Annotated in this window: 14 protein-coding genes; 9 read left to right on the top strand and 5 right to left on the bottom strand. The window is 69.1% G+C overall.

The features are described 5' to 3' along the window. Positions 1 to 88: 88 nt before the first annotated feature. Entirely contained in the window at positions 89 to 1,195 is a 1,107-nt protein-coding gene (locus tag DPV79_RS24960; protein WP_113046722.1) for a substrate-binding domain-containing protein, read from the bottom strand. Positions 1,196 to 1,326: 131 nt separating this feature from the next. Between DPV79_RS24960 and DPV79_RS24955 the strand changes: the two genes are divergently transcribed. The 4 genes from DPV79_RS24955 to DPV79_RS24940 are packed head-to-tail and all read left to right on the top strand — an operon-like array spanning position 1,327 to position 6,629. Then, the gene (locus DPV79_RS24955) at positions 1,327 to 1,827 is read left to right on the top strand and encodes an NAD(P)H-dependent oxidoreductase subunit E (RefSeq protein ID WP_059707002.1); all 501 of its coding nucleotides are present in this window, start codon (positions 1,327 to 1,329) and stop codon (positions 1,825 to 1,827) included. Beyond that, entirely contained in the window at positions 1,824 to 3,401 is a 1,578-nt protein-coding gene (locus tag DPV79_RS24950) for a formate dehydrogenase beta subunit (RefSeq protein ID WP_113046721.1), read from the top strand. Before DPV79_RS24955 ends, DPV79_RS24950 begins: the two co-directional genes overlap by 4 nt. Positions 3,402 to 3,418: 17 nt before the next feature. Continuing rightward, positions 3,419 to 6,370 (top strand): formate dehydrogenase subunit alpha, encoded by a 2,952-nt coding sequence (fdhF, locus tag DPV79_RS24945; protein ID WP_113046720.1) that lies wholly within the window; start codon positions 3,419 to 3,421, stop codon positions 6,368 to 6,370. Between the two features lie 7 nt (positions 6,371 to 6,377). Then, positions 6,378 to 6,629 (top strand): formate dehydrogenase subunit delta, encoded by a 252-nt coding sequence (locus tag DPV79_RS24940; protein ID WP_021157475.1) that lies wholly within the window; start codon positions 6,378 to 6,380, stop codon positions 6,627 to 6,629. Positions 6,630 to 6,637: 8 nt separating this feature from the next. Here the strand turns inward: DPV79_RS24940 and DPV79_RS24935 are convergent, their stop codons facing one another. Next, on the bottom strand, positions 6,638 to 8,281 hold the full coding sequence (locus DPV79_RS24935; protein WP_113046719.1) for an FAD-dependent monooxygenase: 1,644 nt from the start codon (positions 8,279 to 8,281) through the stop codon (positions 6,638 to 6,640). A gap of 131 nt (positions 8,282 to 8,412) precedes the next feature. Between DPV79_RS24935 and DPV79_RS24930 the strand changes: the two genes are divergently transcribed. Beyond that, positions 8,413 to 10,251: a tetratricopeptide repeat protein gene (locus tag DPV79_RS24930; RefSeq protein WP_425267363.1), complete on the top strand. Its 1,839-nt coding sequence runs from the start codon at positions 8,413 to 8,415 to the stop codon at positions 10,249 to 10,251. 90 nt (positions 10,252 to 10,341) lie between these two features. On the opposite strand, the gene tcuC is transcribed toward DPV79_RS24930, so the two are convergent. Further along, complete coding sequence (gene tcuC, locus DPV79_RS24925) at positions 10,342 to 11,637, bottom strand: MFS transporter (RefSeq protein ID WP_042973445.1); 1,296 nt, start codon at positions 11,635 to 11,637, stop codon at positions 10,342 to 10,344. Between the two features lie 358 nt (positions 11,638 to 11,995). Here tcuC and DPV79_RS24915 point away from each other — a divergent pair, with 358 nt between their 5' ends. After that, entirely contained in the window at positions 11,996 to 12,934 is a 939-nt protein-coding gene (locus DPV79_RS24915; protein WP_113046717.1) for a hypothetical protein, read from the top strand. A gap of 78 nt (positions 12,935 to 13,012) precedes the next feature. Here DPV79_RS24915 and DPV79_RS24910 read toward each other — a convergent pair whose 3' ends face one another. Together DPV79_RS24910 and DPV79_RS24905 are read right to left on the bottom strand one after the other, a co-directional pair. Then, positions 13,013 to 13,705: a DUF2968 domain-containing protein gene (locus DPV79_RS24910; protein ID WP_113046716.1), complete on the bottom strand. Its 693-nt coding sequence runs from the start codon at positions 13,703 to 13,705 to the stop codon at positions 13,013 to 13,015. Positions 13,706 to 13,820: 115 nt separating this feature from the next. Further along, entirely contained in the window at positions 13,821 to 15,008 is a 1,188-nt protein-coding gene (locus DPV79_RS24905; protein WP_113046715.1) for a gamma-glutamyl-gamma-aminobutyrate hydrolase family protein, read from the bottom strand. Between the two features lie 279 nt (positions 15,009 to 15,287). Between DPV79_RS24905 and DPV79_RS24895 the strand changes: the two genes are divergently transcribed. From DPV79_RS24895 to DPV79_RS24885, 3 genes are all read left to right on the top strand, one after another. Beyond that, positions 15,288 to 15,968, top strand: a complete 681-nt coding sequence (locus tag DPV79_RS24895) for a GntR family transcriptional regulator (RefSeq protein WP_113046714.1) — start codon at positions 15,288 to 15,290, stop codon at positions 15,966 to 15,968. 6 nt (positions 15,969 to 15,974) lie between these two features. Further along, on the top strand, positions 15,975 to 17,351 hold the full coding sequence (locus DPV79_RS24890) for an amidase (protein WP_027788083.1): 1,377 nt from the start codon (positions 15,975 to 15,977) through the stop codon (positions 17,349 to 17,351). A gap of 140 nt (positions 17,352 to 17,491) precedes the next feature. Then, complete coding sequence (locus DPV79_RS24885) at positions 17,492 to 18,004, top strand: disulfide bond formation protein B (RefSeq protein WP_059590207.1); 513 nt, start codon at positions 17,492 to 17,494, stop codon at positions 18,002 to 18,004. Positions 18,005 to 18,061: the final 57 nt, after the last annotated feature.

Raw genomic sequence — 18,061 nt, 5'->3', positions numbered from 1 at the left:
TTGAACGGCGTGCTTGTTGGAACGTTGGTCAAGCGGCAAGCGTAGCGCAAATCCCCCGCTGCTGCAGCGCGGTTCGATCGCGCGCGCGTTACCGCGAATTGCCGCCCGGCACACTCGCGCCGTCGCCGCCGGCCAGCCCCGTCGCGATGCTCGTCAACGTTCCGCACGCAGCCGGGTCGTAGCCGTCGAGATGCGCGACGCGCTCGACGAAGCGCGCGTCGCGCAGCAGCGCCAGTACGCCGGCAAGCGGCCGCGCGTCGAGCCGCGCGCGTTCGCACGCGAAATAATAGTCTTCGTCGACGACCGGGATGAAATCGAGCCCGAAATGATGGGCCGCAGGCTCGACGCCGAAGCCGAGATCGGCCATCCCGCTCGCGACGAACGCCGCGATCGCCGAATGTGTGAGCTCGGCCGATGCGTAGCCGTCGATGCGCTCCGGATCAATGCCGATCGAGCGCAGCGCGAGGTCCAGCAGCATGCGCGTGCCCGACCCCGGCTGGCGGTTGACGAAGCGGATGTCATTGCGCGCGAGATCCGCGAGACCGCGAACCTGCTTCGGGTTGCCGCGCGGGACGAACAGCCCCTGCTGGCGCCGAGTCAGGTGGATCAGCACATGACGCGTATCGTCGAGCCACGGTCGGTAGATTTGCGCGCACTGCGCACGAAACGCACCGCGCGGCAGATGGAAGCCCGCCAGGTCGCACTCGCCGCGGGCAAGCGCCTGCACGGCCTCGACGCTCTCGCGATACTTGATGTCGACAGCCGCCTGCGCGTCGACGAGCGCGGATACGAGCGTCGCGACCGCGTAGCCATGCGACGCGTGAATGCGCACGGCGCCGTCGCGCTGCGCGAGCCGCCGGTTCAGGTCGCTCGCCACTTCGGCCGCCAGCGTCCGCAGGTTACCGTCGAGCCGGCTGCGCGCGAGGCGCTGCGCATCGACGACCGCCTGCCCGAGTGCCGACAGCGTCGAGCCCTTGCCGCGCGCGGTTTCGATCAGTTCCCCGCCGATGCACGCCTCCAGCGCGCGCAGCATGCCCCACGCGTGCCGGTAGGACAGCCCTTTCGCGTGCGCGGCCTGCGCGATGCTGCCCGTGTCGGCCACGAGTTCCAGCAACGGCGCGACATCCGACAGGCTGGCCGCACGGCCTTCCGTGTCGCGTACGGTCAGATACGCGTCGCATTCGATCCGAATCAATTATGCACTCCGATTTCCTATTGCGACCGCCAAATCTTCCGCTTATCGTTGGTCAAAATCAATCAGAACGAAGTCGCGGTGCGCACTATATGAATCCCGAGCGCATATGAGACTTTGGAGGAGCACAACCGATGTCCCCGAATTCCCACGCGCCCGACGCGCTCGTCGAGCGCCATGCACGCGCCGGCCGGTCGCTCGTGGCGATCCTGCACGCGATCCAGGACGACGCAGGCTACGTGCCGCCGGGCTGCGTCGCGCCGCTCGCCAGGGCGCTCAACCTGTCGCGCGCGGAAGTGCACGGCGTACTGACTTACTACCACCACTTCCGCACCACACCGCCCGCCCGCGTGACGATCCAGATGTGCCGTGCCGAAGCGTGCCGCAGCATGGGCTGCGAAGCGCTGGCCGCGCATGCGGAAGCCCGCACGGGTTGCCGGTTCGACACGGCGCACGGCGATGTCGTGAACGCGCATGCGACCGGTGACGTCGCGCTCGAATCGGTGTACTGCCTCGGACTGTGTGCGCAATCGCCGTCGCTGACGGTCAACGGCGTGCTGCACGCAAAGGTCACGCCGGAGAAATTCGACGCGCTGCTTGCCGAGGCGGTCGCCCATACCCCGGAGGCCGCATGACGACCCGCATCTACGTTCCGCGCGACTCGTCCGCACTGGCACTCGGCGCCGACGCGCTCGCTGCCACCATCACGGCGGAAGCACAACGGCGCGGCGTCGCCGTCGAGCTGGTCCGCAACGGTTCGCGCGGGCTGCTGTGGCTCGAGCCGCTCGTCGAGGTCGGCACGGCCGCCGGCCGCGTCGGGTATGCAAACCTGTCGGCCGCCGACGTGCCGGCCCTGTTCGACGCAAACTGGCTCGACGGCGGCACGCATCCGAGCGGTGTCGGCCTCGTCGACGCATTGCCCTATCTCGCGCGCCAGCAACGCCTCACGTTCGCACGCATCGGCCTGACCGATCCGCTGTCGATCGACGACTACCTGCAATACGAGGGCCTCGCCGGCCTGAAGAACGCGCTCGCGCTCGACGGCGACGCCGCGTGCGAAACGCTGATCGAATCGGGGCTGCGCGGCCGCGGCGGTGCCGCGTTCCCGGCCGGCATCAAATGGCGCACGGTCCGGCAAGCCAGCGCCACGCAGAAATACATCGTCTGCAATGCAGACGAAGGGGATTCGGGCACCTTCTCCGACCGCCTGATCATGGAGTGCGACCCGTACTGCCTGATCGAGGGGATGATCATCGCGGGCGTCGCAACCGGCGCGACGGTCGGTTACATCTACGTGCGCAGCGAATACCCGCATGCAATCGCCACGCTCGAAGCCGCGATCGTCCGTGCACGCAAAGCCGGCTGGCTCGGCGAGCACGTGCTCGGCTCCGCGCATGCGTTCGAGCTGCACGTCGCCAAAGGCGCGGGCTCGTACGTGTGCGGCGAGGAAACGGCGCTGCTCGAATCGCTCGAAGGCAAGCGCGGCGTCGTGCGGGCGAAACCGCCGCTGCCCGCGCTCGCGGGCCTGTACGGCCAGCCGACCGTCATCAACAACGTGATCACGCTCGCGACGGCGCCCGTGATCTTCGCGCGCGGCGCCGCGTTCTATCGCGACTTCGGGATGGGCCGCTCACGCGGCACGCTGCCGTTCCAGCTCGCGGGCAACATCCGCCACGGCGGCCTCGTCGAGCTCGCGTTCGGCGTCACGCTGCGCGAGCTGCTGTTCGACTTCGGCGGCGGCACGGCAAGCGGCCGGCCCGCGCGCGCCGCCCAGGTCGGCGGCCCGCTCGGCACCTACCTGCCCGACCATCAGTGGGACGTGCCGCTCGACTACGAAGCGTACACGGCGATCGGCGCGGTCGTCGGGCACGGCGGCATCGTGCTCCACGACGATACGTCGAACCTCGCCGAGCTGGCCGAATACGCGATGAAGTTCTGCGCGATCGAGTCGTGCGGCAAGTGCACGCCGTGCCGGATCGGTTCGACACGTGGCGTCGAGACGATCGCGCGCATCCGCCACGGCGACACGTCGGAGCGGCAGGTCACGCTGCTGCGCGACCTGTGCGACACGATGCTGGCCGGTTCGCTGTGCGCAATGGGCGGCATGACACCCTATCCGGTGCTGTCCGCGCTCGACCATTTCCCCGAAGATTTCGGGCTCGCCGCCGGCAAGGATGCCGCGTCGGGTCCGGTCAAGGCTGCGGCCTGACCCAGAAGGAGCCCTGCATGTCCCTCGACACGAACAACGTCCGCCAAGGCGGCTGCGGCTCGGGCCAATGCGCGTGCAAGAGCGCCGCGCAAGCGCGTGCCCGCGACCCGTTCGACGATACCGACTACGGCACGCCGCAACGGCATGCCGATACCGACGTCACGCTCGAAATCGACGGCCAGCCGGTCACCGTGCCGGCCGGCACGTCGGTGATGCGCGCGGCGATCGAAGCCGGCGTCAACGTCCCGAAGCTCTGCGCAACCGATTCGCTCGAACCGTTCGGCTCGTGCCGGCTGTGCCTCGTCGAGATCGAAGGCCGGCGCGGTTATCCCGCCTCGTGCACGACGCCTGCCGAAGCGGGCATGAAGGTGCGCACGCAGTCGGACCGCCTGCAGTCGCTGCGTCGCAACGTGATGGAGCTGTACATCTCCGACCATCCGCTCGACTGCCTCACCTGCCCCGCCAACGGCGACTGCGAGTTGCAGGACATGGCGGGCGTCGTCGGGCTGCGCGAGGTGCGCTACGGCTTCGACGGCGCGAATCACCTGAAAGACCGCAAGGACGAGTCGAACCCGTACTTCACGTACGACCCGTCGAAGTGCATCGTCTGCAACCGCTGCGTGCGCGCCTGCGAGGAAACGCAAGGCACGTTCGCGCTGACGATCGCCGCACGCGGCTTCGAATCGCGCGTCGCCGCGGGCGAAAGCGAATCGTTCATGGCGTCGGAATGCGTATCGTGCGGCGCATGCGTCGCCGCCTGCCCGACCGCCACGCTGCAGGAAAAATCGGTCGTGCAACTCGGGCAGGCGGAACACTCCGTCGTCACGACCTGCGCGTACTGCGGCGTCGGCTGCTCGTTCAAGGCCGAAATGAAGGGCACGCAGGTCGTGCGCATGACGCCGTACAAGAACGGCCTCGCGAACGAAGGCCATGCGTGCGTGAAGGGACGCTTCGCGTGGGGCTACGCGACGCACAAGGACCGCATCACGAAGCCGATGATCCGCGAGAAGATCACCGACCCGTGGCGCGAAGTCAGCTGGGACGAAGCGCTCACCTACGCGGCAACGCAATTCCGCAAGCTGCAGCAGAAGTACGGCCGCGACTCGATCGGCGGCATCACGTCGTCGCGCTGCACGAACGAGGAAACCTACCTCGTGCAGAAACTGGTGCGCGCCGCATTCGGCAACAATAACGTCGACACCTGCGCACGCGTGTGCCACTCGCCGACGGGCTACGGCCTCAAGACGACGCTCGGCGAATCGGCCGGCACGCAGACGTTCGCGTCGGTCGGCCAGGCCGACGTGATCGTCGTGATGGGCGCGAACCCGACCGACGGGCACCCGGTGTTCGGCTCGCGGCTGAAGCGGCGCGTGCGCGAGGGTGCGAAGCTGATCGTGATCGACCCGCGCCGCATCGACGTCGTCGACGGCCCGCACGTGAAGGCCACCCACCACCTGCAGCTGCGCCCCGGCACCAACGTCGCGATCGTCAACGCACTCGCGCACGTGATCGTCACCGAGGGGCTCGTCGCCGACGCGTTCGTCGCCGAGCGCTGCGAGACACGCGCATTCGAGCAGTGGCGCGAATTCGTATCGCGTGCCGACAATTCGCCCGAGGCGACCGCCGACGTGACGGGCGTGCCGGCGGAACAGGTCCGTGAAGCCGCGCGCCTCTATGCGACGGGCGGCAATGCCGCGATCTACTACGGGCTGGGCGTGACCGAGCACGCGCAGGGCTCGACGACGGTGATGGGCATCGCGAACCTCGCGATGGCGACCGGCAACGTCGGCCGCGAAGGCGTCGGCGTCAATCCGCTGCGCGGCCAGAACAACGTGCAAGGCTCGTGCGACATGGGTTCGTTCCCGCACGAGCTGCCCGGCTACCGGCATATCAGCGACACGATCGTGCGCACGCAGTTCGAACAGGCGTGGTCGGCCACGCTGCAACCCGAACCGGGGCTGCGCATCCCGAACATGTTCGACGCGGCGCTCGACGGCAGCTTCAAGGGGCTCTACTGCCAGGGCGAGGACATCGTCCAGTCGGACCCGAATACGCAGCACGTCGCGGCCGCACTGTCGGCCATGGAATGCATCGTCGTGCAGGACATCTTCCTGAACGAGACCGCGAAGTACGCACACGTGCTGCTGCCCGGCTCGTCGTTCCTCGAGAAGGACGGCACGTTCACAAACGCGGAACGCCGCATCTCGCGCGTGCGCAAGGTAATGCCGCCGCTCGCGGGCTACGCGGACTGGGAAGTCACCCTGATGCTGTCGCGCGCGCTCGGCTACGAGATGGACTATGCGCATCCGTCGGAAATCATGGACGAGATCGCGCGACTCACGCCGACGTTCTCGGGCGTGTCGTACGCGAAGCTCGACGCGCTCGGCAGCATCCAGTGGCCGTGCAACGAGCACGCACCGGAAGGCACGCCGACGATGCACATCGACGCATTCGTGCGCGGCAAGGGCAAGTTCGTGATCACGCAGTTCATCGCGTCGCCGGAGAAGGTCACGCAGCGTTATCCGCTGATCCTGACGACGGGTCGCATCCTGTCGCAATACAACGTCGGCGCGCAGACGCGCCGCACCGAGAACGTCCGCTGGCACGAGGAGGATCGCCTCGAGATCCATCCGCACGACGCGCAGGATCGCGGGATCCGCAGCGGCGACTGGGTCGGCATCGAGTCGCGTGCGGGGCAGACGGTGCTGCGCGCGCTCGTGACCGAACGCATGCAGCCGGGTGTCGTCTATACGACGTTCCACTTCCCCGAATCGGGTGCGAACGTGATCACGACGGACAGCTCGGACTGGGCGACGAACTGCCCCGAGTACAAGGTGACGGCCGTCCAGGTGCTGCCCGTCGCGCAGCCGTCCGACTGGCAGCAGGCCTACGCGCGCTTCAACGCGGAGCAGCTCGATCTGCTCGAGCGCCGTGCGGCCGCGACCGCCGGCGTGACCACGGGCAAGTGAGGAAGCGATGGACAACGGACACCTGATCGACATGGCCAACCAGATCGGCGCATTCTTCGAATCGATGCCGGATCGCGACGAAGCGCTGGCCGGCATCGCCGACCATATCCGGCGCTTCTGGGAGCCGCGGATGCGCCGCGCGCTGCTCGCGGCGCTCGACGATCCGTCAAGCGAGGCCGCGCAACGCGCGGCGCCGATCGTGCGCGACGCGATCGCCGTACACCGCGCGTCCCTCGTGCCTGCCGCGGCAAAGGCCTGACCGCCCCGCTACGCGGGCCGCGACATGCCCGCGAACCAGCTTTCGCAGTGGCGCAGCAACGCATTCGCGTCGGTCGCCGTGCGCCCGCGCGCGGCCACGTAACCGTCGGGCCGGAGCAGGTAAAACGACGGCCGCGAGCGGCCGTATTCCTGCGCAAGCCCGGCATCCCCGCCTTCGGCATCGGTGACGCGCCAGACGCGCACCGCGTCCGGCATGATCCGTTCGAGCCCCTGCGCGAGCACCTGCGCATCGGCCTGTATCGGAGGCAACGCGCCGGCGTCGGCATCCGGCGGCTCTTCCAGCAGCAGCAACGTGAAACTCGCGGGATCGTGCAGGTCGTATAGCCGCGCCGTGCCGGGCGCCTGACCGAGCGGCCCGTCGACCACGCGCACGAACGCATCGGGTGCCCGCTCACCTGCGCGCGGCCCGCCGTCTAGCACGCGCTCCAGCGTGAGCGGGCTCTTCCGGTACTGCACGCCGAGCTCGCTGACCGTACGCCGCACGGCGTCGCGCATCGGCCCGAACGACGCCAGCAGCGGCACGACATGATCGCGCAGCAGCTTCATCGCGCCGCGCTCGGCTTCGACGACCTGCGTGACGAAACCGGTCTGTCGCAACACGTCGCGCTCGATCGGATGACGTTCCGCGTGATACGTGTCGAGAAGCCGCTCGGGTGTGCCCGCGCCGAGCACGCGCGCGAGCTTCCAGCCAAGATTGAACGCTTCCTGGATGCCGGTGTTCATGCCCTGCGCGCCGGCCGGACTGTGGACGTGCGCGGCGTCGCCCGCGAAGAACACGCGGCCGTGACGCAGCCGGTCGACCATCCGGCTGTGCAGATGAAAATAGGACGACCACACGAGATCGCTCGGCGATATCGACACACCGGCACGGGCACGCACGATCGCGTCGCATTCCGCGAGCGACGGGACCGGCGCATCGGACGACGCGTCGCTGCCGGGCGGCCGGTCGGCCACGAGCCGGTAACGGCCGCCGCCCATCGGAAACAGGCCGGCCATGCCCTCGGGCGTCGCGAACAGGTGGATCTCTTCGTCCGGCCAGTCGGGAATCGCCGCAAAATCGGCGAGCAGGAACGTCTGCTCGAACGCCTGCCCGGTGAAGCCCAGGCCGAGCAGATGCCTGACCGTGCTGTGCGCGCCGTCGGCGGCGATCAGGTACGACGGCGCGAACGATTCGTCGCGACCGTCGGCGCGACGGATCGACACGTCGAGCGACGCGCCGCCCGCATCGCATGCGGTCAGCGTCGCGCCGCGCTCGACCGTCACGCCGAGCCGGGCCAGATGCTCGGCGAGCAGGCGCTCGGTGACCGTCTGGTCGAGAAACAGCAGGTACGGATAGCGCGTGTGCAGCGGATCGAAATCGAGCCGCGCGATCACGCGGCCGTCGGCATGGAGCGCGGCCGCATGCGCACGATGGCCGAGCGCGAGAAACGGTTCGACCGCGCGATGCTGCTCCAGCAGTTCGAGCGTGCGCGCCTGGATGCCGATCGCGCGCGAATGCGGCGCGGGCGCGGTTAGCCGATCGATGATGCGCACCGGCACGCGGGCCCGCGCGAGGCTCATCGCCGCGGCAAGGCCGGTCGGCCCCGCGCCGACGATCAGCACGGGCCGGATATCGGGCAGTGTGTCAGCCATGAGAACCTCGATGACACGCGGATCCTGCAAGTCTACGCCGCTCCACGTGACGGGGCCATATGCCGATCGGCCGACGCGCGGCACCGCCGCGCGGTGTGGGAAAATACGCCCTTTCCGTCAGTTTTCGCGTCATGGATACCGCATTCGACCGGGCGTATGCCGCACACCGCGCGGGCCGCCTCGCCGAGGCCGAGCACGGCTATCGCAACGCGCTCGCCTCCAACCCCGCCAACGCCGACGCGCTGCATCTGTTCGGCGTGCTGCGGCACCAGCAGGGCCAGCACGCCGAGGCAGCCGACCTCGTCGGCCGCGCCGTCGCGCTGCGTCCGGACGATGCCGCGCTGCAGCTCAATCTCGGCAACGCGCTGAAGGCGCTCGGCCGGCTCGACGAAGCGGTCGACCGCTTTCGCAACGCGCTGACGCTCGCGCCCGAATTTCCGCTCGCGCACTACAACCTCGGCAACGCGTATGCGGCGCTGCAGCGCCACGACGATGCGATCGATGCATTCGGCCGCGCGCTGCGGCTCACGCCCGACGATGCATCGATCCACAACAATCTCGGCAACGCGCTGAACGCTCTGGGCCGCCACGACGACGCGCTCGCCGCGTTCCATCGCGCGCTCGAGTTGCGGCCGGGGCATGCGGGAGCGCACAACAACCTCGCGATGGCGCTGAACGCGATGGGCCGCGCCGACGACGCGATCGCGCACTTCCAGGCCGCGATCGCCGCGCAGCCGCGCTTCGTCGCCGCGCACTTCAATCTCGGCAACACGTTCGACGCGGTCGGCCGGCATGCCGAGGCCGCCGCCGCGTTCGAAGCCGCGCTCGCGCTGCATCCGCCGTTTCCGCTCGCGCTGTTCGGGCTCGCGAACGCACTCAGCGCGCAGGCGCGCCACCGCGACGCACTGCCCTTCTACGAGCGAGCGGTCGGTCTCGATCCGTCGTTCAGCCTGGCCTGGCTGAACCTCGGCAACGCGCATCACGCGCTCGGTGCGCACGAGATGGCGCTGCGCGCGTTCGACCAGGCGCTGCGCGTCGCCCCCGATCTCACGCTGGCAAAGCTGCACCGCGCGGTCACGCTGCTGACGCTCGGCGACTTCACGCGCGGCCTGCCCGCCTATGAAGCGCGCCACGACACGCCGGGCGCAACGCCGCTCGGCACGCTGCCGCGCTGGCAAGGCGAACCGATTGCGTCGCGCACGCTGCTGATCCGCGCGGAACAGGGCTTCGGCGACACGCTGCAGTTCGTCCGCTTCGTGCCGCTCGCTCGCGCGCGCTGCGCGCGCGTCGTGCTCGAAGTCCAGCCGGAACTCGTTACGCTGCTGGCGCCGGCGGCAGCGCGCTGGCGCGTGACCCTCGTCGCACAGGGCACCGCGAAACCGCCTGCCGCCGATGTCGCCTGTGCGCTGATGAGCTTGCCGTTCCTGCTCGGGCTTCAGGCGGAGGACATCGTCGCGGGCTCGCGCTACCTCGACGCCCCCGACGGCGCCGGCCGGCGCTTTCGCGGCTCGCTCGGCGGGCAGTCGAAGCGCAAGTTCGGCCTTGCATGGTCGGGGCGCCGGCAGGCGCAGGAAAACCGCTCGATGCCGTTCGACGCGCTCGCGCCGCTGCTCGCGCTGCCGGATATCGACTGGATCGTGCTGCAACCCGCGCTCGACGAGGACGAACGCGCGCGCGTCGACGCGCATCCGCGCGTGCATCGGCTCGACGGCCGGTTGAACGACTTTGCCGACACGGCCGCGCTGATCGGGCGGCTCGACGGCGTCGTCACGATCGATACCGCGGTCGCGCACCTCGCCGGCGCGCTCGGCAAGCCGCTGTGGGTCATGCTGCCGTTCGCGCCCGACTGGCGCTGGTTCACCGGCGACGACTGCCCGTGGTATCCGCAGGCCAGGCTCGCCCGCCAGCCCGCACCGGGGCAATGGCTCGACGTGGCGGCAGCAGTCGCCGGCATGCTGCGCGAAGCCTGAACGCGAACGAAAAAAGGGAGCGCCGTTCACCCGGGCTCCCTTTTTCCATGCGACGCGTGCGGCCGGCGCCGCGCGGCATGCGCTTGCCCGTCAGGCCGCCTTGTACTGGTTGCGAGCCTCGGGCGTGCGATACAGCACGAGTGTCGCGATCAGCCCGCAAATCGCGGCAACGCTCAGCCACAGCCCCGGTGCGGCCTTGTTGCCGGTCTGATGAATCAGCAGCGTCGAGATCGCGGGCGTGAAGCCGCCGATCGTCGTCGCCAGGCTGTATGCCAGCGAGAAACCGGCCGTGCGCACGTCGGCCGGCATCACTTCGGTCAGCGCGACGACCATTGCGCCGTTATACGACGCATACAGGAATGACAGCCACAGCTCGACCGCGAGCAGCCGCAGGAACGACGGATCGCCGACGAGCCACAGCACGGCCGGGTAAGCCGACAGCAGCGTCAGCACGGTGAACGCAATCAGCACCGGGCGGCGACCGATACGGTCGGACAACGCACCGGACAGCGGCAGCCACACGAGATTGGAAATCCCCACGCAGACGGTCACGACGAGCGCGTCGAGCGACGACAGGTGCAGCACTTCCTTGCCGAACGTCGGCGTATAGGCGGTGATCATGTAGAACGACACCGTCGTCATGATCACCATCCCCATGCCCGCCACCACGACGCCCCAGTTGTCGAGCATCGAACGCATGATCTCGCCCATCGTCGGACGATGACGCTTCGCGAGGAACTCGTCGGTCTCCTTCAGCGAACGCCGGATCAGGAACAGGAACGGCACGATCAGGCAGCCGATCAGGAACGGAATGCGCCAACCCCACGCGGTCATCTCCTCGGCCGGCAGCGCGCGGTTGAGCAGCACGCCGACGAGCGCGGCGAACACCACGGCCACCTGCTGGCTGCCCGACTGCCACGACGTATAGAACCCCTTGTGGCCCTTCGTCGCGATCTCCGACAGATAGACCGACACACCGCCGAGTTCGACGCCCGCCGAAAAGCCCTGCAGCAGCCGGCCGAGCAGCACGAGCACCGGCGCGAGCACGCCGATCGTCGCGTAGCCGGGTATCGCGGCCACCGTGAGCGTGCCGAGCGCCATCAGCCCGAGTGTCAGGATCAGCCCCTTGCGCCGGCCGTGGTGGTCGATGTACGCACCGAGCACGATCGCGCCGACCGGCCGCATCAGGAAGCCCGCGCCGAACACCGACAGCGACAGCATCAGCGACGCGAATGCGTTGCCGCTCGGGAAGTAGGTTTTCGCGATGGCCGACGCGTAATAGCCGTAGACCATGAAGTCGTACATTTCCAGGAAGTTGCCGCTGACGACCCGGAACACGGTGCGGAATTTCGATTCCTGCGTGATGGCGTGTGACGCTGTGGACATGTTTTTCTCGCTCAGCTCGGATGGCGCGAATCCGCGCCGCATGGATCCGACGACGCACGCGGCGCCGGGCCGGCGCGCACGGGCATCGCTGCCCGCCGGCGGCGCGCCGCGCGACGACGCGCGCACCGGCATGGTTCGCGCATCATGCCACGCCAACCCGACATTTGCCTTGTGCCGCCGCGACCGTCGCCATTGCCGTCGCGGCACGCTTCTCGTACGAATCGTCCCGAATCGGAAGCAAAAATCGGATTGATCTGATCGACCTGCTCTCGCCGCCTGACCACAATGTCACGATTAGCGACGACATTTCCGCGCCGCGGCCGGCACGGTTGCCCGTGTCGCACGGCGTACTGCCCTCATGACCCCATCGCCCCTCGTCCCCGTCGAAGGCGCACTCGCCCGCCCTCGCGTCACGCCGCTCGATATCGTTCCGTCGTTCGGCCGCGAATGGACCTTTCGCGGCGCCCCCGGTGCGCGGCCCGGCAGGCACTGTCTCGCCACGCTGACGACATCCTGCATCGACGTCGACCGGCCGCACAGCGCGTGCCGCTGGCAGCCACGGCCCGTGGCGATACCGACGCCGGTTTCGGCTGGCGCCCCGGTCGTGCCGGCTGCTGTTACCGGCACGCGCATCCGCCGCTCTCACGACCGGCGTGCGAGGTACGCGATCTGCTGGAGCATCGGCGCGCTCGGCATCATCGGCTGGTTGATCGCCGCATATGAACCGCCTGCGGGATTCGGGCCCACATACGCGATTCACGCGGCCGGTAGCGTGCCGGATCACGCTACGTCGTCGTCCGGCACCGTGCGGGTTGCGACGGTGCAGCCGGATACGTCGACGAGCGCGCCACCGCAGCGCACGATGGCCGCACCTGTCCCGACAACGGCCGAAGCGCCGCAGGTCATGCCCCCCGTCACGCTTCGTCCGGCATCGCTTCGTCCCGACGCAACGACCAACGTGCCGCCCACGGCATCGCCACTCCGTTCGAACGACAAACGCGGCGCAACGACGGCGGCACCGGCCCGGCCCGCGCCCCCGTCGCGGCTGGCCGCGCGCCCACCGGGCCGGAGCAGCACGGTTGCCTCACGCGCACATGATCAGTTCGCCCCCGCGTCGCCCGCAATCGCCGAACCACGCGACACGCTCGACGATCCGCTCACGCGGATCGCGATGGCAAGCGCGCTGCGCGCTACCCAGCCCACCCGCGCAACGCGCACGCCCGCCGTCGGTTTCGACTGGACGGCACAACTGTCCCACCGCCGCCTGACCGATACGCCGGACGCGTTCGCGCGCTGACGGCCGCGCCATGAAAAAACCCGGCGAAGCAAGCTTCGCCGGGTTTTGCCCGTCTCTCTCCGTCCGTCTGACGAATCGTTACTTGTGTGCCGGCAGCCCCGTCTCGGTCTGCTTCTCGAGTTGCCGCACCTGCTCCTGCAGATCACGCAACTGCATCTGCGCGGCCCGCTTCTCGACCTGCAGCGCCTGTGCCTGCTCCTGCGCCGAACGCTGCCGTTGCGCGACTTCGGCCTGCTGGCTACGCGCAACGCTCAGGTCGGCCTGCAACTGCTGCGCGCGGTTCGCCTGCAGCGCGATCACACGCTCGAGAAACGCTTTCTGCGCCTCCAGCTCGGTACGACGGATCTCGATATCGGCGAGTTGTATGGTCTGCTGAACGAAGTTCGCGTACACCATCTCCGCGCGGCTCTTCTCCTGCGACCGGATCACACGCCACAGGTGCTTGTCCTGGAACAGCGCGACGTAGTACGTCATCTCGCGCGGATCGAACATCAGGCTCGCACCGTAGCTGCCGTTGTACGTCGTGCGCATTTCGACGATCCGGCCATCGTGCAGCATCTGCGTCAGCTCGGCGACGTTGCCTTGCGCGGATGCATCCGTCGCCACCGCGGTGGACGCCACCGCGTCACCGCGCAGGCTCGTGACCGCCGGGCGCGTACCGGCGGCCGGCGCGGTCGCGTCGGCGGACCAGGCCGTGCCCGCTTGCGTGCAGGCAGCCAGCGCAACGATCCACGTTGCGCATCGTGCAGGGGAAAAATTTCGGAAAACCAACGTCGAACTCCGGCGAACGAATCGGAACTCGCGATTATCGTTCAAAACGAAACGGCCGCATCTCGAATTTATCGGGATGCGGCCGGCCTTCGTACGACGCGAAAAAAGTAGCTGGCTACAGGCGGGTTTCGCGCGCCGCGCGCAGGAATGCATCGAGCAGCGGCGTGCAGTCGAGCAGCTCCGAGCCGCCCGCGCGATGAAACTCGGGGTGCCACTGCACGCCGACGACGAACGGCGAACGCCGATGACGGATGCCTTCGATGATCCCGTCGCCCGCCGACACGGCCTCGATGTTCAGATCGCGGCCGAGATCGCGGATCGCCTGATGGTGAATCGAGTTGACGATCGCCTCGCTGCGCCCGGGAAACATGCTCGCGAGCGTCGACGAATCGGGAAAGCGGATCGCGTGTCGATGCTGGTCGTAATGCTCGCTCACGTGCGCATTCGCGGTCGGCACGTCGGTGGCGATGTCCTGGTACAGCGAGCCGCCGAACGCGACGTTGATCAGCTGGCAGCCGCGGCACACGCCGAGGACGGGTTTGCCGGATTCGACGAACTCGTGCAGCAGCTCGAGTTCGTACATGTCGCGCACGCGATCGCCCGGCCATTCGGGGCGGGCGTCGGACGCGGCGTAGGTTTGCGGCGACACGTCGGCGCCGCCCTGCAGCAGCAGCCCGTCGAGATGCTTCGCGTAGTCGCGCAGGCGGATGTTGCTCGGGTGAATCATGCCCTGGTGGCCGACGGTCGGAATCATGAACACGAGCACGTCGCGCGACATCACCCAGTGCGCGATCGATTCCTCGAGATACTGCAGCGTCTTGCCCCGCAGCCCCTTCGCACCCGGTTCCGGATGGAAGATCCGCGCCGACACGCCGATGCGCAGCGTGCGCTGCGTGATGCGCTGGCCGGCGCGATCGAACAGCCGGCGCGCGCGCGCGGCCACGATCCGGCCGAACACCGACCACGGCGTGTCGCTCTGCTTCAGGTAGGCCGGCGGCGCATTCTGCGCGCTCGCCGGCGGCGGCCGCGGCGTGTCGAAGTCGGGCTGCGCGCCGAACCCCGGCGGCGGCGCGCCATGCTTCGGCGGCGCGGCAACAGCGCCATCGACGGCGGCGCCCGTTGCACCGGGCGCACCCGGCTCGGACGCCGCCGTGACCGGCGACGTGCCGTCCGCGGCGACGTTCTGCGCGGCGGCCTGGGCTGCCGGCGCATCGGGCGCTTTCGCCGGATCGGTACGGGGGGAATCGGAAGAAACGGAGGAGGTGCCGGGCAGACCGGCCGGGGAAGGCGTGTTTTCGCTCATGACGATGGTCTGGTACGTCGCTCACGCGTATGGATAAACGAGGATTCATTATGCTTCAGCGCACGATCGCGCGGCAAACCTGCAACATCCTGTCGATATTGTTGCAAGTCGGCGGCAAACTGCGCCGGCAAGCGCCCCGTCCCTCGCGCCGGCAAGCCGGTGCACCGCCGCCGGTACTGGACACCAGTGATATATCACAATAATATCCAGGCATCGTCCACGCTTCCCGATCGCCCGCGCCATGATCGCGCCCCGTCCGGCCGCCGCGCCGCACCCCGCATGAATGCCCTGACCGACGTCACCCGCGACCGCCCCGCCGCACCGGTGGCCAGCCTCGCCGACCGCGCGTACGCACTCATCCAGCGCGACATCATCACGATGCGCCTGAAGCCCGGCGCCGCGCTCAACGAAGCCGACCTCGTCGCCCGCACCGGGATCGGCCGCACGCCGGTGCATCAGGCCGTGCATCGGCTCGTGCTCGAAGGGCTGCTGTCCGTGATGCCGCGCAAGGGATTGATGGTGCAGCCGCTGTCGCTCGACGACATCGTCGCGGTGATCGACGTGCGGCGCATCAACGAAGCGCACTGCGCGGAACTCGCCGCGCGCCACGCGACGCCCGACGATCTCGCGCGCCTGGCCGCGCTGCTCGACGAAGGACAGGCGTGCGTCGACACGCACGACGTCGAGGGCATGATGGAACTCGACCGCGCGTTCCACCAGTCGATTGCCGCAGCCGCGCGCAATGCGGTTCTCGCCGACATCCTGCGCGCGCTGCACGAACGTTCGCTGCGCTTCTGGTTCGTCACGCTGTCCGAACCCCACCATCTCGCCGACGTCCAGCACGAACATCGCGAACTGTTCGACCGGCTGTCCGCGCGCGACGCCGCCGGCGCACGCGCGGCCGTCGAAAACCATATCGACTCGTTCCGCTCCACGCTTCTTCAACATCTTCGCCCCTGAGCCGCCATGACCACTTTCACGCCCTTTCCCCCGCTCGCCCAGCTCGCCGCCGACCTCGCCGCCGGCCGGACCACGAGCCGCGCGCTCGTCGACACCGCGCTCGACCGGATCGCCGATCCGTCGGGCCAGGGTGCGGTCGTCTTCACCGAAGTCGATGCCGACAACGCGCGTGCGGCCGCCGACGCGCACGACCGGCTGCGCGCCGCGGGCACCGTGCTGTCGCCGCTCGCGGGCATTCCCGTGTCGGTCAAGGACCTGTTCGACGTCGCGGGCCAGGTGACGCGCGCGGGTTCGCGCGTGCTCGACGGCGCGCCGGCCGCGCGCACCGATGCGGTCGCCGTCGCTCGGCTCAAGCGGGCGGGCGCGGTGCTGGTCGGCCGCACCAACATGAGCGAGTTCGCGTTCTCGGGGCTCGGGCTGAATCCGCACTTCGGCCACCCGCGCTCGCCGTACCACCGCGACGTGCCGGGCGACGCACGGATTTCCGGCGGCTCGTCGTCCGGCGCGGCCGCGTCCGTCGCCGACGGGATGGCCGCCGTCGCGCTCGGCACCGACACGGGCGGCTCGATCCGCATTCCGGCCGCACTGTGCGGGCTGACGGGATTCAAGCCGACCGCGAGCCGGATCCCGACACAAGGCGGCGTACCGCTGTCGACGACGCTCGACTCGTTCGGCCCGATCGGCCTGACGGTCGCCTGCTGCGCGCTCGTCGACCGGATGCTCGCGGGCCTCGAACCGCACGTGCCGGCCGCCCGGCCTCTCGAGGGCGTACGGCTCGGCGTGCTGACGAACTACGTGACGGACGGTGTCGATGCCGACGTCGCGGCCGCGCTCGACGCCGCGCTCAAGCATCTCGAAGCCGCCGGCGCGATCGTCACGGAAGTGCGGTTCCCGGCGCTCGACCGGCTGCCGGACGTCAACCGCTTCGGCTTCTCGCCGATCGAGGCCTACGCATGGCATCGCCCGCTGCTCGCGCGGCACCGCGACCAGTACGATCCGCGCGTACTCACGCGCATCCTGAAGGGCGAACCCGCGAGCGCGGCCGACTATCTCGACCTGCTCGCCGCGCGCACGGCGATGCTCGACGAAGCCGCGCACACGGTCTGGGCGCGCTTCGATGCGCTCGTCGCGCCGACGGTGCCGGTCGTGCCGCCGCGCATCGCCGACCTCGAAACGGACGACGCCGCGTTCACGCGCACCAACGCGCTGATCCTGCGCAACCCGAGCGCGTTCAACTTCCTCGACGCGTGCGCGCTGTCGCTGCCCTGCCATCCGCGCGACGCGGCGCCGGTCGGCCTGATGCTCGCGGCCGCACCGCATCGCGACGACGCGCTGCTCGCGATCGGCCAGGCCGTCGAGGCCGTGCTCAATACGATCCGCTGAACGCAGCCAGCCGAGCGCCGGCGGACAGGACGCGCGGTGCGGCAGGTTGCCGCACGCGCGCTGTCAGTTTCGTGCCAGACCGTTCGCGCTAAAATCGCGCGATTGTTTTCCGGACCGACCCCACGAGGAACCCCGCCGACATGAACGACTACACGCTCGCAATCCGCCGCGAACGCCGCCTGCTGATGCTGCTCGGCTGGGTGTGCATCGCCCTGCTGGCCGGTGCGCTCTACCTGCAGTACGTGAAGAACGAAGACCCCTGCCCGCTGTGCATCATCCAGCGCTACTTCTTCTGCGCGATCGGGATCTTCGCGTTCCTGGCCGCCGGGATCCGCAACTGGCGCGGCATCTGGGTGCTCGAGCTGCTGATCGCGGTCGCCGCCGCCGGCGGCGTCGGCACGGCCGCCCGGCATCTGTCGATCCAGATGAATCCGGGCTTCAGCTGCGGCTTCGACACGTTGCAGCCGATCGTCGACAGCCTGCCGCCCGCGCAGTGGTTCCCCGGCATGTTCAAGGTCGCCGGGCTGTGCGAGACCGTCTACCCGCCGATCCTCGGCATCCTTCTGCCCGGCTGGGCCCTGATCGGCTTCGCCGCGATCCTGGTTGCCGTCGTCGCGAGCCTCTGGCGCCATCGCCGCAAGCTCGCGGCCTGACCGGCCGGTTTCGCACCGGCCCGCGCGCGGCCCGCTCACCCGGGCCGCACGCCGCCG

The organism is Burkholderia reimsis (genome assembly GCF_003294055.1).
Taxonomy (GTDB): Bacteria; Pseudomonadota; Gammaproteobacteria; order Burkholderiales; family Burkholderiaceae; genus Burkholderia; species Burkholderia cepacia.
This window is presented reverse-complemented; position numbering and strand designations above follow the sequence as displayed.